A 14255-nucleotide genomic window follows, 5' to 3' on the forward strand; every position below is an offset into this window, starting at 1 on the left:
ATCCTTGTGCACTGCCTATGGGCAGCCTTCTGTCGGAGCGGGTATCGGGTTAGAAGAGCGGTTCAATGCAAGCGGGATCGTCTGTCTTCGCATTGCCGACCCGCTTGTGCACCGGATAGGCGTGAAGCTCACCGGCGGGACAGGGCCGGAGAAGCGGCTCCAGCCGCAGCGTGTCGGTCGTGCCGCGGTCCAGCCAGATTGTGATCTGCTCGGGCGGCACGATGACGGGCATCCGGTCATGTATCGGAGCCATCAGTTCGTTCGGTTCGGTGGTGATTATCGTGCAGGTGCTTACTCTGCGTCCTTCGCCATCGACCCAGGTGTCGTACAGGCCGGCGAACTGGAAGAGGCTGCCGTCCCGCCTTACGATCCGGATCGGCTGCTTCGTGCCGTCCGGCTCCGTTCTCCATTCGTAGAAGCCGTCCGCCGGAATGAGGCAGCGCTTGCGCTCGAACGGAAGGCGGAACGCCGGCTTGCTTCGCAGCGTCTCGGCGCGGGCGTTCACGGTCCGCCAGCCGATCTTCTCGTCCTTGGCCCAGGAGGGGATCAGGCCCCAGCGGAGCGGGCCGATTCTCAGCTTCGCCCCGTCGTGAATGACGGCTGGGATGGGCTGCCCCGGAGCGATATTGAAGCGGGGCCCATAAGAGAACAGGGCCGCAGCCGCATCCTCCTCCAGCGCATAATAGGCGAGCAGTTCCTCCAAGCTCACCGTCAATGAATATCTCCCGCACATGCTGCTCCCTCCCTTTGTGTCTGTGACGCGGCGGCGGTCAGGGCCGTATGCGCGTCTGATCGCTTGCTTCCATCGGCGCCGCCATCCGGTCCGCGGCCGAAGCTGATTCAAGCGCCGCCATCCGGTCCGCGGCCGAAGCTGATTCAAGCGCCGCCATCCGGCCCGCGGCCGAAGCTGACTCAAGCGCGGCCATCCGGCCCGCGGCACAGAAGCTTATTCAAGCGCGGCCAGCACTTCGGCGGTCGTATGCAGCCGCCCCATAAGCGGAAAAACATGCTCGCATGGGAATTCATGGGCTTCTTTGAAGGGAGCCGTCATCGCATCGGTGACAAAAATTTGATTATAGTTCAACTGGTACGCTTCCCTGGCCGTCGTATCTACGCCGATATGGGTCGAGATCCCGCATAGCAGGATGGTGTCGATGCCGCGTCTGCGGAGCTGCAGATCGAGATCCGTGCCGAAAAACGCCCCGAAGCCCCGCTTGACCACAATATGATCTCCGGGCTGAACATGCAGATCGGGGACCAGTTCGGCCCAGTTGTCCACCGGCTTGGCCGGGAGCTGCTTCTCGGCTACCGGCTGGAGCGCATCCTTGCCGTCAACAAAGTCGACATGGACGAAGACGATAAACGCGCCTGCCCGGCGCAGCGCGTCCGCGAGCCGGGCCGCATGGCGGACGACCGTCGAGGTCGAGTGGGGAACGCCGGGCATACCGACAATCCCCTGCTGCAAATCGATGGCTACGAACGCCGTTCGCTCGGGCTGTATGTGCAGTGGATTCATCAGCAAACTTCCTTTTTTATAGATTAGGGAACGACTTCATTATACCCGATGGATGCCGCCGTCTCCAATGCCGCGCCCGGATCGGCCCGCCGGCGCCCGGCAGCCTCCCTCCGATCACGCCCGGATGGAGGACCTGCGGAGAGCCGCCACCAGATGATCGGTATAGATCCCCAGCCTCTTGCTCATGTCGGCCCGCATATATTCCCGCGTAATGAGGAAGCTGCCCTCATGGCCGCGGCAGGTATAAGGGTACGTAATCGCCTGCCCGTCGTGCTCCCCCGGGAACAGATGGATGTTCTTGTCCAGCATGGCGCGTCCGGCCTTGGATAAATCCCGGTCAATATGCTGCGCCAGAACCTGGGCGGCCTGGGCATACAGGGGCTTCAGCGTTTCGGAGGAGCGCTCGATCTCGCGGATTTTCTTGGTCACCATCGTCTGCAAATGGGAGAGCATGACATAGTTTTTCATCAGCTCCAGCTCTTCCCGCTTCGGAGGAGGAGCAGGCCGAGCGGGCTCGGCGGGCTTATCGGGGTTGAGGCGCCGGTTCAACAGCGCTTCTTTATGCTGGGGAAGCATCATTCTGCTCGATTCCCACAGGCCGTTTTTTTGGAGTTTTTTGCTCATTTATAATGCCCCCCGATTTTGGCTGCCCGGTCTGCCGCCTGACCGGCGGCGGTCAAGGAAGAGGCGCGGACGATCGCCGCATTGCCGTACCGTTCTTTGATGCCGTCCGTCGCTCTCTCCAACGCTCTCGCTTTTTCCTGATCCTCGAACAGGGTAAGCTGATACAGCTGATCGTCCACCAGCTTGCTTAGCATGATGCCGGCGCGGCGGACCGGCCTGCGGTTCCAAAACGTATAGAAAAGCTGCTTGGCCGCGGCAAATACTTTGTTCGTATTATTCGTCGGATCCGGCATCGTCATTTGGCGGGAGAACCCGGTCGGCGCTTCGTAGGGGCTGCACATGCAGCTGACGGTAACCACCGAGCCCATATATCCTTTGCGCCGGCAATCCCGGCACACTTCCTCCGTAAGCTCGAGAAGAATCGTATCCACTTCCGATTCCGTGGCGTAGTCCCGGGGCAAGGTCATCATATGGCCGACCGATTGTGGCGGCGTGCGGAACGTATCCGGGGAGACGGGGCTGTCATCGAGGCCGTTGGCGGTGCGCCACATCACTTCGGCATGAATGTCCGACTGCTTGCCGAAGCGGGCGCGGAATTTATCCTTGAGCTGCGGCAGCGGGGTTCTGGCGATATCTCCGATAGTCGTCATGCCCAGGCGGGCAAAATGGGCCGTCATGCGGGAGCCGACACCGAACATTTTGCTGACCGGCTGAGGCCACAGCAGCGTCGCGATGTCGGACGGAGCCAGGGCGAAGATGCCCTCTTTGTTTTTCTTGGCCCATATGTCCGTGGCCATTTTGGCCAAAATTTTATTGGAGCTGATCCCGATCCGGACCCATACTCCGGTCTGCTCGAGCACGCTGCGCTGAATCTCTCTCGCCATGGTGACCGGGTCTCCGAACAGCGTCCGGCTTCCGGTCACATCGAGAAATTGCTCATCGACGCTGAACGTCTCGACGAGATCGGTGAATTGTTCATAAATTTGCGTAATGAGCAGCGAGACATCGATATAATGCTGCATGCGGGGGCGCATCACGATCAGGCGGGGGCACTTGTTCAGGGCTTCCCCAAGCCGCTCCGCCGTTGTTACGCCATAGCTTTTGGCTATCGGGCAAGCGGCCAGAATGATCCCCGATCGGCGCGCGGGATCCCCGGATACAACGAGCGGCATATGCTGATATTCCGGGTGCTCCGCTTTTTCCACGCTGGCATAGAAGCTTTGGCAGTCCGCCAAAAAGATAATCCGTTCCTTGCTTCCGCTCAATGTAACCACCTCAACCAATCGAGTCTTAAAATGAGAACGTGTATTCGTGTTTATTATATACCGAACATACATTCTCTATGCAAATGAAGTTTATGGAATCGGATGGCGGATGAGCCTGAATACCGCCGGTTGGCGGTGCTTCGTTCCGGTAACCGGCGGTATGCCGTGCCGGCGGGCCGGAGCGGATGCTGTTCCGCCCCTCGGGATGACGGCTTAGCTGTCTGCGGTCCCTTCCGGTTCCTCCGGGCCGCCGGAGATATGCAGATAGCGCTGCAGCAGGCTCTTGACCTCGGCTCGGATGAGGCCGCGCAGCATGTAGAAGGAGCGGTGGTACCCCCGGCACACGTACTGCACGCGCACGCCGTGATCCAGCCGTTCCTCGGACACGATCTTAATCCCGCGGTGCCGGAACTGCTTCCGGATGCGGAACAGATCGGAGGCGGCGTCGTCCTGCGCCTGGCGAAGCCCCTGGATATAAATTTCTGCCATCTTCAGCCCCGAGACGGCAATGCGGCCGATATCGCGCTCGAGCACGTCGAGGACGAGGGTCTGAAGGATATACTGCTTCACCAGCAGAGCGTCTTCCCCGTCATGAGGCGGAGGCCCGCTTGTCGCGGACAATACAGTCATACCGGGTTCCTCCTTGCGTAACTCCATTCACGCGGCGCCCCGCTTGACATCGCGGGGGCCCGCGGAAAGGTTGATAACCTCATTATACGAACTTGTGTTCTATTTTATAACTAATATAGCGAACAAACATTCTGTTTTCAATGGGTAAATGATGGTGGAAGGGAGCGAAATGGTTTACAATAAGAACAGAGGAAAAGGAAAGAGCCGGGATGGAAGAAGGAGTGAGCAGGAATGAAGATTACGCTGCATCGGGGGGAGATATTGTTCCGCCAAGGCGATCCGGGCACGTACCTGTACCGGATCATGAGCGGCGTGTTCAAAGTGACCCGGCTGCACGAGAACGGGAACATCGTGCTGTTCAATATATTGTATCCGGGCGAGATGGTACCGCATCATTCCCTTATCTCTCCGAAGGACTGCCATGGGACGGCGACGGCCATGGTAACCAGCACGGTAGAGCGGATTGAAGCGGAGGCGTGGTATGAGGAGCTGCGGAACAATTCCGGCAAGGCGCTCGAAGTGGCCAAGCTGCTGCAAGAGAAGCTCCGCTTCATGCAGCAGCGGCTCGATCATCTGACGATCGGATCGCCTGCCGAGCGGCTGGCGCTGCTGACCCGGTGGCTGGACACCATGACGAACAAGACCCCGCTTACGGACATGCTGACGCAGGAGGAGATCGGGCAGCTGATCGGAGTGCGGCGCGAGACGGTCAATCGTCTGCTCCGGCAGGGCGCCAATTCCATGACGAAGCGATGAACGGGCAAGCCGTTCAGCAGACCTATTGCTGCTGAACGGCTTTTTCATGTCATGGGACATTCCGGGAAGCTCATATGAGTAGGAAGTGAAGCGTTATTTATTTCGCTTGATAAAGGAGGTACCGAGCATCATGGACAACGAGCAAGCGCTTGGCTGGGCCGAACCGGCAGCGAGGCCATCCGCATGCGGGACGGGACCGTATTCCCAGGAGCGGATCCATATTCCGTACCGCGGTCCGTTCGATCCTTGCCCGCCGCTGCCCTACAAGACCTATATCCTGCCGCCGAATCTGTTCATTACGTTTCAACCCCCGAATTTGCCGCAATTCCCGCCGCCGCAGGCGCTGCGGTGCGGAACGCTGTGGCCGGCATTATTCAGCCCTTATCGGCCGAAGGGCAGACGGGAGGAGGGAACGGCTTGAGCACACATGGCACGCACCCGTTCTGCACTCGGGAGTACTATGACAGCCTGCTGCAGCTGCAGGAAATCGATTTTGTGCTGATCGAGCTGAATCTGTATCTGGATACGCATCCCGAAGACAATCAGGCGATCCAGCAGTTCAATCATTATGTTCATGAACGAATGAAGGTGGCGAGGCAGTTCCAGGAGAAGTTCGGCCCCCTTCAGGCGGCCGGCTTCTATTCGAAATGCCCTTGGTCCTGGATAGACACGCCGTGGCCGTGGCAGGTGTAGCGGAAGCCCCGGGGAAGAAGGGGAACCAACGTGAGGAGGGAAGCGGCATTGTGGGTATATGAGAAAAAGCTTCAATATCCGGTTCGCGTCAGCAAATGCGATCCGCGCATGGCTAAGCTGCTGCTGGAGCAGTACGGCGGAGCCGACGGGGAGCTGGCGGCGGCGCTTCGCTATTTGAATCAGCGATATTCGATTCCGGATAAGGTTATCGGCTTGCTTACCGACATCGGGACGGAGGAATTCGCCCACCTGGAAATGATTGCCACCATGGTATACAAGCTGACCAAGGACGCGACGCCGCAGGAATTGGAAGCGGCCGGACTCGGGGCGCATTATGTCTCCCATGACAGCGCGCTGTTCTATGAAAATGCGGGCGGGGTCCCATGGACGGCGGCCTATATTCAAGCGAAGGGCGATCCGATCGCCGACTTGTACGAGGATATCGCCGCCGAGGAGAAGGCGCGCGCGACGTACCAATGGCTGATCGATATGACGGATGATGTCGATTTGCAGGACGGCCTCAAATTTTTGCGGGAACGGGAAGTCATCCATTCGCTTCGATTCAGGGAAGCGGTGGAGATTTTGAAGGAACAGCGGGATGCGAAGAAGATATTTTGACACGACGAGGTGAAGCCGGTGCCGCCAAGGACGCCGGCTTTTTGTTTATCGCCAATGGACACAATAACGACAAGAGATGATGTGAAAAAAATATTAAAATATTCAGTCCATATTGACAAGAATAAACATCTATGGGAATATTGTTTCTGCATATAACAAAAAGTAGAAAACGGACGATATTAAAGAAAATTATATTATGCTTCATGTTTTTACATAATATTCAATTCAAGAGAGAGGTGACTTGCCGGTTGGGTCTCAAAGAACTGGAACTCGTCATTCCGCCCATTGTTGGGTATCAGTATGTGGCCTACCCCCTATGCACGGCACTCGCCCGCCAAGAGGCCCTGCCGTGGTTCTACAGCAATTTCATTCACCTTTACTGCCATCAGGATCTTGAAGGAGAGCGTGCTTCCCGATCGGTGCCGCTGACATTTTACGGAGAGGATTTCATGCGATGTCCGTGGCTGATTACGCAAAAACTGGAGCGGGAATTCGTCCTGGATTCACAGCCGGGAGTTGTCGAATTTTTGGTAAATAGTATCAATTCGGGCTACACGGTTTCTCTCTATGTCGACGAGTTCTATATCCCCCGCAGACGGGTGTATCGCCAGATGCACTACGCCCACGATATTCTGGTGTACGGTTACGACGACGGCAAGAGGGTGTTCTTCGTGCTCGGCTACGACGAGGAGATGCAGTTCCGCAAGACGCTCGTGCCGTTCCATGAAATGGAGCAAGGCTTCCGGCATCTCGAATGGACGGACCGCTACGAGGAACAAATCTATTTGTACAAATTCAATAAAACGGGAAGCTACAGCCTCGATCCTGTATTCATCAAAGAGTCGCTCGAACAATATCTTTCCGGCTGCGACGTCTCCCGGCGTCACCGGGCGACGGCCGATCCGCTGGAACTGGCATTCGGCGTCAACGTATATCCCGCCTTAATTCGCAATATGCCGGCGCTGGTGCGCAAGCGCGATATCCGGCCCATCCACATTTTGTGGGAGCATAAAAAAACGATGGGAATGCGCATCGATTATTTATGCGGGCGCGAGCTTCTTCCGCAGGCATTTACGGGGTGCTTCCGGCCGATAGAGGAGCGGGCCTTTGCTCTGCGGCATATGCTGATGAAGTACGCCTTGACCGGAGACGACGCCATTCTGGACCAAGGGATCAATGAGATCACTTCTTTGATGGACAGCGAAAAGCAGACCTTGGAAGCCGTGGCGGAAGCGCTGGAACATCGCATTGCCCCCCAACCATCCGTAACTTAACCGATTGGAGGTCATTTCTCTGGAAGCGTCCACCCTGTACCCGTTGACCCATCCGCAAAAGCGAATTTGGTATGTGGAAAACATATACCCGGGGACGAGCATTCACAACATCGGAGGACTCATCAAAATTTACGGCCCCATTGATTTTCAGCTGCTGGAGGAATCCATCAATCTGTTCGTCAAACAGAACGACGCCATCCGCATCCGGCTCATCGAACGGGACGAGACGGTGTGGCAGACCGTGACCGCGTATCGAAGAAGAACGTTTCCGTTCATCGACTTCACGGCCCGTTCCTCAGGTACCGATGTCGATGCCTGGGTCAGCGAGGAGTTTGCCAAGCCGCTGCCCTTGGACGGGGAATTTCTGTATGAGTTTGCCCTTGTAAAAATCAGCGAGACGGAAAGCGCATATCTGACGAAAGTCCACCATATGATTTCCGACGGATGGTCTTTTCAATTGATGACGACGCAAATCAACCAAATTTATACGCAGTTGATGCAAGGGCAGGCGATTCAGCAGGAAGACCGGCCAAGCTATTTAGACTATATCGAACAAGAGCGGGCCTATTTATCGTCTTCCCGCTTCACGAAAAATAAACACTATTGGCAGAAAAAATTCGAAAGCATCCATGACGTTGCCTTGCACACGACGGCAAGCGGCACGGCAGGGAAACGCCAAAAATTTTTGCTTAACCCGCACACTTCAGAAGCCATTCGCTCCTTTGTACATACGCATCGAATTTCGCTGAATACCTTTTTTATAGCAGCGATGCTTATTTACCTCCACCAAGCAACTCATCAGGACCGCATCATGATAGGCACACCTGTATTGAATCGCACCGGAGCCAAGGAAAAAAACACATTCGGCATGTTTACCAGCACGATGCCGTTCCTGGCTGACATCGAGCGCGATACGCCATTCTCCACGTTCCTGCATAACATCAATCATGAACTCATCCAATGTTATTTTCATCAGAAATATCCTTACAACTTGCTCGTACAGGACCTTCAGCTTCACAAACGGGGATTGGATCAATTATTTCAAGTATGCGTGAACTATTATAATACCGCATTCGATCAGAACTTCGGCCCCGGGTGGAAAATGCAGCAAATCGAAGCGCATAACGGCAACCAATTGTATCCCTTGCAGCTTATCGTCACCGAATGGTCGCCGAAGGAAGGGGTGGAGCTGTATTTCGATTATAAAACGGGGGATTATACGGATTCGCAAATCGATGAGATGTTCCGCCGCCTGCATCATATAGCGGATCAAGTCGTGAGCCGTCCGGAGGCCGCCATCCGCGATGTTCAGCTGCTGCTGCCGGGAGAACGAGAGGAGCTGCTGTACGCCTGCAACAGGACGGACCGCGACTATCCCGCGACCGCAACGATATTGCAGCTGTTCGAAGAACAAGTCGAGCGGACACCGGGCCGCGTCGCCGCCGCTTGCGGGGGGCAAGCGCTCACGTATAGCGAGCTGAACGCCCGGGCCAATCGGCTGGCCCGCACGCTGCGGAAGAGCGGAATTGGCCCGCACACGCCAGCAGCCGTCATGGGTCGGCACTCGCTCTCCATCGTGGTGGGAATATGGGCGGTCATCAAGGCGGGAGCCGCGTATCTTCCGATTGACCCCGATTACCCGCAGGAACGGATCGAATATATATTGCGGGACAGCGGGGCTTCCCATCTGCTGACGAACGGCGGCGAATGGGAGCGCTTGTCGTATGACGGCATCGTTATTGACCTCGATGACGAACGGATGTACGAAGCCGACGAGAGCAACCTGCCGGTCAAGGGAGCGGCAGATGATCTGGCCTATATCATTTATACCTCGGGTTCCACTGGCAACCCGAAAGGGACGATGATCGAACACCGCGGCTTGGTGAACTATATTTGGTGGGCCGGCAAGACGTATCTTCAGGCCCCCGGCGAAGTTTTTGCCCTTTATTCTTCGATTGCATTCGATTTGACGGTAACCTCCATCTTTACGCCGTTAATTAGCGGCAACCGCATCGAGATCTATGAGGATGACGGGAACGAGTTCATTATTCACCGCATTTTACGCGACAACAAGGCCACGGTCATCAAGCTGACGCCGGCGCATCTGGCGCTGATCAAAGACATTGATTTGAGCGCATCCGCCGTCCGGACATTCATCGTGGGCGGCGAGGATTTGAAGTGCGCCCTCGCCCGTCACATTCACGAACAGGCCTCCGGCCGAATTGCTATCTACAACGAGTACGGACCGACCGAGACGGTGGTCGGGTGCATGATTTACCGGTTCGATCCGGAACGGGACAAGGGATCGTCGGTGCCGATAGGGAAGCCGATCGACAATGTGCAAATTTATTTGCTTGATCAGAGGCTGGAGCCGGTCCCGGATGGATCGGTTGGCGAACTGTATATTTCCGGGGACGGCGTCGCCCGCGGCTACTTGCATAGACCGGAACTGACGCGGGAGCGTTTTATGGACAACCCGTTCCTGCCCGGCAAGAGAATGTACCGGAGCGGCGATTTGGCCATGCGCCATCATCATGGGGATATCGTGTACCTGGGACGAATCGATCACCAAGTGAAAATCAAAGGGTATCGCATTGAAATGGGGGAGATCGAGCATCAGCTGCTTGCTCTGGCCCCGGTTGAAGAAGCGGTCGTGGTGGATCGGACCGGGGATGACGGGCAGCAGCATCTGGTCGCTTATTTCGTTGCGGCGGGGCGGATGGCCGATTTGGAACTGCGGATGAAGCTGGCGGAGGTGCTCCCTTCCTACATGATTCCGGCCTATTTTGTCCGGCTCGATCACCTGCCGCTTACGCCGAACGGCAAAGTCGATCGCCGGCTTTTGCCCGCTCCGGAACGGGCGCCTGAACCGAACGATGCCGAGGCATCGGGTCATATTGCGGCCTTGCTGACGGATATTTTCAAGGAAGTGCTGCAGGCGGAGAGCATTGGCGTTCGCGACAATTTTTATCATATGGGCGGCGATTCGATCAAAGCGATCCAGATTGCGTCGCGCGTGACCGCGGCCGGCTTCAGGCTAAAGGTGCAGCAGATTTTGAGTTACCCGGTTATCCACGAGCTGGCGGCGATGATCGAAATGAATCATTCGGAACCGGTTGCGCAAGGCCCGTGCATAGGGGCGGTCAAGCCCCTGCCGATTATGTCCTGGTTTTTCCGCCAACAGTGGAGCAATCCGCACCACTATGTCCAATCTGTTCTCGTGCGCTTGAAGCAGAGGGTCACGGCGCCCCAACTGCAAGAAGCGTTATACAGGCTAATCGAGCATCATGACGCATTGAGGCTGCAGCTCGACGAAGCCGCCGGAAGTCTGGAATACCGGCCTGTCGAGCGGGAGGACGTGGAGATTGCTTGCTGCGATCTGGCCTGCCATTCGGAGGGGGAGCGGTCCGCGGAGATGAAGAAGCGTGCCGAGTCGTTCAAAGCGAGTATGCGGCTCGGGCAAGGTTTGCTATTTAAATCGCTTTTATTTGAGGAAGGCACGCAGGATCAGCGCCTTTTGCTGACGGCGCATCATTTGGTTATCGATGGAGTCTCCTGGCGTATTTTGCTGGAAGACCTCGATCGGCTGCTGCAATCGATGCTGGGCGGCCCGCGCTTGCCATTGCCGGCCAGAACGCATTCCGTCCAGGCTTGGGCGGACGCGATCGAAGCGTACAGCCGCGATCGGGCGCTGGAGCATTTGGCATATTGGCAGTCGGTCTCCGCCGAGGCGGAAGACAGCTTGCAAGCCGACTTCCCCGCCGCCGACGAGCGGCATGAAGGATGCGGCACGCTGGTCAGGGAGCTGTCCAAGGTAGACACGCACAGGCTCCTGCGGGAGGCGAATGTGCCGTTCCGGACGCAGACGAGCGAGCTGCTCGTCGCTTCCCTGGCTATGGCGCTTGGCTCCTTCACCGGCAAGGAGGCAATCACGATCGAGCTGGAGGGGCACGGGCGCGAGGAGTTGTTCGACAGCCTGGACGTATCCAGAACGGTCGGCTGGTTCACTTCGATGTATCCGGTCAACCTCCGCCTGCCTGACTCAGAGCCTGCCGGCATCATCAAGAGCGTCAAGGAACAGCTTCGCTCCATTCCGAACAAGGGGATTGACTATGGCATATTGTCATACACCGCCGGCCGCATCCCGGAGACGGGCAGGAGCTTGCTTCGTTTCAATTATATGGGAGAGATCGACAATCATCTGCAGAGCTCCGTGCTGGACATGGCCGACGAGGACACGGGAAGCGACATCTGTGCGAGCAACCGGCTGTCCTGCCTGGTCGATGTCGTGGCCATCGTGATTGACAAGAAGCTTCAGGTCCGGATGTCATACAGCACGGCCAAGTTCAAGCCGAAGTCGATGGAGGCGTTCATGGCTGCTGTGATGCAGCGGCTGATGGAAGTCATCAACCTGTGCGCGGAGATGGGGCAATCCGACTTTACGCCATCCGACTTCGAGACGGTGAAGCTCAGCCAAGACGAACTGGACGTTCTCTTCCGATCATGAGGGGGAGAAGGAACGTGCTGAAGAAGCTTGCTATTTATCTGTTTACCGCGGCGCTGCTTGTCAGTCCGGCAGCGATAGCCGCCGATGAGGGAGCCGCTTCCCCGCAAGGGCGGCCGAAGGTAGACGAAGCCGCTATCGAACGGTTCGTGCAGGCCGAGCTGGAGAAGGCGCGAAGTCCCGGCGCCGCGGTCGTCGTCGTGAGCGGAGATCGGGTGGTCTATGCGAACGGCTTCGGGCTGGCCGATCGGGAGGCCGGAATTCCGGCAACAAGCTCTACGTTGTTTCAATTGGGCTCGACCTCCAAAGCGTTTACCGGCTTGGCCTTGCTGGAGCTGGAGCAGCAGGGAGCGCTTCGCCTCGACGACCCGGTCGCCCGCTACCTTCCGTGGCTCCGACTGAATGATGAAGGGCAGGCGGCCCAGGTGACGCTCGCCCATCTGCTGCATCATACGAGCGGGGTGCCGTTCGACTCGATCGCGTCGATTCCGGAGGATTCGGGCGAGCAGGCGCTGGAACGGACGGTGCGGGCTCTGTCGGGAACAGAGCTGGATGCCGTTCCCGGAAGCAAGTATCAATACGCTACCATTAATTATGACGTGCTGGGGCTGGTTATCCAGGAAGTATCGGGCATGTCCTATGAGGCATATATGTCCCGAATGCTGCAGCGGCTCGGACTGCACGACACCATGCCGATGGCGCAGCTGAACGAGCGGCGGCGGCTGGCCGCCGGATACAAAATCGGGTTCGGCTCGCCGCGGCTGTATCAGGCTCCCGATTACAGGGGGAACACGCCGGCCGGCTATTTGCTCTCCAATGCGGACGATATCGGGCGGTGGCTCTTGCTCCAGTTGGGAACGGCCGACATATCCGCAAGCGACCGGGCGATCATCGAACGCTCGCACCGGCCCGATACGGCCGCGGGGCCGGACGAGAACGGCGCTTACTATGCCGCGGGGTGGTTCGTGTCAGCCGACGGGAAGGAAATATCGCATCAAGGCTCCAACCCCAACTTCTCGTCGTATATCATCCTCCGGCCGCAGGATCGGCTTGGCGTAGGCGTGCTCGCCAATATCAATTCCGCATATACGTTCCACATCGGCGCCGGCTTGATGAGCCTGCTGCAGGACCGGGAGCCGCCGCCTGCCCAGGCCGACTTCTACCCGCAGCTCGACCGGATGGCCATGATTGGGCTGGCGATCATTGCCGTCAGCCTGATCGTTCTGGCGGCGGCTGCGGCTCGCATCCCCCTCCAGTTGCGCCGCAAGCGGCGCGCCTTCGTCCCGCCGCGGGGAAGGCGGCTCGCCATCTTCGTCGCCGCTATTCTGACCGCCGGCGCATTTTTTTGGGGAATCGGCACGCTGCTTGACAAGGTTTTTGCGGGCTTGCCGCTCGATGTGGCCGCGGTATGGTGTCCCGTCAGCGTCATCTGGTTCATCTATGCGTTCTGCTTTGCCGCAGGAACCGCCTTCCTGTTCTTTGGCGCGGTCTGGCTGCTGCCTAAGGTGAGGCGTCCGCCCCTGCCTATTCCCGCCGAGGAGGTGAAGTAAATGAAATGCAAGCTGTTCTGCCTGCCCCATGCCGGCGGCTCCGCTACCGTCTACATGCGGTGGAAACGTTACCTGAGCGAGGGGATCGAATTGCATCCTCTTGAGCCGGCCGGCCGGGGAAAAAGGCTGGCTGAACCCCATTACCGCAGCATGGATGAAATGATCGACGATTTATGCGGATGCCTGGAGCAGCAGTTGGACGGCTCCGACTTCGCGTTCTTCGGCCACAGCATGGGAGCGCTGGTCGCTTACGAACTGACGCATGCCGTTACACGGAGAATGGGGCGGGAGCCGGTTCATCTTTTCGTATCGGGAACCTATCCTCCCCATGCCAAGAAGCTCAACATCCTTCATTCGCTGTCCGACGACAGACTGTGTGAGGAAATCAAACGGCTGGGAGGAACCGAGGGCGAGCTCCTCGAGCGGGAAGATCTGCTCCGGCTGTTTTTGCCGGTGCTGCGCGCAGATTTGCAGTTGGTCGAGACGCACCGCTTTGCGGATAAGCCGGACCGGATTCCCTGCGATTTGTCCGTGCTGAGCGGGAAAAAAGATAGGGCCACCGCCGGCTACGACCTGTCGGAGTGGTCCAGGTACGGCAGCCGGGATTGCCGTTTTTATGAATTCGAGGGAGGCCACTTTTTTATTAATGAGCATGTCGCGCAGGTGGTATCGGTCATCAATGCTGCATTACGCAATCGCCGGTTGCAGATGTCCGCCACAAAGGAACCGTGAACCATGCTACGAACCATGGGAGGAACCGGAGGCATGGATACGAGTCTGAACTCGCTAAAGGATTTTTCGATTAAGGCCAAGCAGGGAGGAAAA

At 57.6% G+C, this 14255-nt stretch carries 13 protein-coding genes; 8 read left to right on the top strand and 5 right to left on the bottom strand.

The features are described from left to right. Nucleotides 1–49 precede the first annotated feature (49 nt). The 5 genes from L6439_RS09455 to L6439_RS09475 form a co-directional block, all read right to left on the bottom strand. Nucleotides 50–916: an SOS response-associated peptidase gene (locus L6439_RS09455; RefSeq protein WP_306434364.1), complete on the bottom strand. Its 867-nt coding sequence runs from the start codon at nucleotides 914–916 to the stop codon at nucleotides 50–52. 30 nt (nucleotides 917–946) lie between these two features. Then, nucleotides 947–1519: an isochorismatase family protein gene (locus L6439_RS09460; protein ID WP_213470345.1), complete on the bottom strand. Its 573-nt coding sequence runs from the start codon at nucleotides 1517–1519 to the stop codon at nucleotides 947–949. A 111-nt stretch (nucleotides 1520–1630) separates the two neighbouring features. Continuing rightward, nucleotides 1631–2140 carry a YhjD family protein gene (locus L6439_RS09465; RefSeq protein WP_213470234.1) on the bottom strand — a complete coding sequence of 170 codons (510 nt, stop codon included), beginning with the start codon at nucleotides 2138–2140 and terminating at the stop codon, nucleotides 1631–1633. Further along, the gene (locus L6439_RS09470) at nucleotides 2137–3405 is read right to left on the bottom strand and encodes a DNA polymerase IV (RefSeq protein WP_168182438.1); all 1269 of its coding nucleotides are present in this window, start codon (nucleotides 3403–3405) and stop codon (nucleotides 2137–2139) included. The genes L6439_RS09465 and L6439_RS09470 overlap by 4 nt, the downstream gene beginning before the upstream one ends. A gap of 213 nt (nucleotides 3406–3618) precedes the next feature. Then, nucleotides 3619–4035 carry a YhjD family protein gene (locus L6439_RS09475; RefSeq protein ID WP_168182437.1) on the bottom strand — a complete coding sequence of 139 codons (417 nt, stop codon included), beginning with the start codon at nucleotides 4033–4035 and terminating at the stop codon, nucleotides 3619–3621. Between the two features lie 231 nt (nucleotides 4036–4266). Here L6439_RS09475 and L6439_RS09480 point away from each other — a divergent pair, with 231 nt between their 5' ends. From L6439_RS09480 to L6439_RS09515, 8 genes are all read left to right on the top strand, one after another. Beyond that, nucleotides 4267–4791 carry a Crp/Fnr family transcriptional regulator gene (locus tag L6439_RS09480; RefSeq protein WP_213470236.1) on the top strand — a complete coding sequence of 175 codons (525 nt, stop codon included), beginning with the start codon at nucleotides 4267–4269 and terminating at the stop codon, nucleotides 4789–4791. A gap of 130 nt (nucleotides 4792–4921) precedes the next feature. Further along, nucleotides 4922–5212, top strand: a complete 291-nt coding sequence (locus tag L6439_RS09485; protein WP_172879209.1) for a spore coat associated protein CotJA — start codon at nucleotides 4922–4924, stop codon at nucleotides 5210–5212. After that, a complete protein-coding gene (locus tag L6439_RS09490; protein WP_213470238.1) occupies nucleotides 5209–5484 on the top strand; it encodes a spore coat protein CotJB in 276 nt (91 codons plus the stop codon). Before L6439_RS09485 ends, L6439_RS09490 begins: the two co-directional genes overlap by 4 nt. A 48-nt stretch (nucleotides 5485–5532) precedes the next feature. Further along, nucleotides 5533–6102: a manganese catalase family protein gene (locus tag L6439_RS09495; RefSeq protein WP_168182434.1), complete on the top strand. Its 570-nt coding sequence runs from the start codon at nucleotides 5533–5535 to the stop codon at nucleotides 6100–6102. Between the two features lie 248 nt (nucleotides 6103–6350). Further along, the gene (locus tag L6439_RS09500) at nucleotides 6351–7376 is read left to right on the top strand and encodes a BtrH N-terminal domain-containing protein (protein ID WP_168182433.1); all 1026 of its coding nucleotides are present in this window, start codon (nucleotides 6351–6353) and stop codon (nucleotides 7374–7376) included. A 73-nt stretch (nucleotides 7377–7449) separates the two neighbouring features. Further along, complete coding sequence (locus tag L6439_RS09505; RefSeq protein WP_237096800.1) at nucleotides 7450–11883, top strand: amino acid adenylation domain-containing protein; 4434 nt, start codon at nucleotides 7450–7452, stop codon at nucleotides 11881–11883. 14 nt (nucleotides 11884–11897) lie between these two features. Beyond that, nucleotides 11898–13430: a serine hydrolase domain-containing protein gene (locus L6439_RS09510; protein WP_237096801.1), complete on the top strand. Its 1533-nt coding sequence runs from the start codon at nucleotides 11898–11900 to the stop codon at nucleotides 13428–13430. Further along, nucleotides 13431–14162 (top strand): thioesterase II family protein, encoded by a 732-nt coding sequence (locus L6439_RS09515; protein ID WP_168182431.1) that lies wholly within the window; start codon nucleotides 13431–13433, stop codon nucleotides 14160–14162. Nucleotides 14163–14255: the final 93 nt, after the last annotated feature.

This window comes from Paenibacillus dendritiformis (assembly GCF_021654795.1).
Taxonomy (GTDB): Bacteria; Bacillota; Bacilli; order Paenibacillales; family Paenibacillaceae; genus Paenibacillus_B.

Bases quoted from the DNA above. Each gene is read 5' to 3' on its own strand.
- L6439_RS09515 (WP_168182431.1), top strand. From the start codon at position 13,431: ATGAAATGCAAGCTGTTCTGCCTGCCCCATGCCGGCGGCTCCGCTACC.
- L6439_RS09465 (WP_213470234.1), bottom strand. From the start codon at position 2,140: ATGAGCAAAAAACTCCAAAAAAACGGCCTGTGGGAATCGAGCAGAATG.
- L6439_RS09480 (WP_213470236.1), top strand. From the start codon at position 4,267: ATGAAGATTACGCTGCATCGGGGGGAGATATTGTTCCGCCAAGGCGAT.
- L6439_RS09475 (WP_168182437.1), bottom strand. From the start codon at position 4,035: ATGACTGTATTGTCCGCGACAAGCGGGCCTCCGCCTCATGACGGGGAA.
- L6439_RS09485 (WP_172879209.1), top strand. From the start codon at position 4,922: ATGGACAACGAGCAAGCGCTTGGCTGGGCCGAACCGGCAGCGAGGCCA.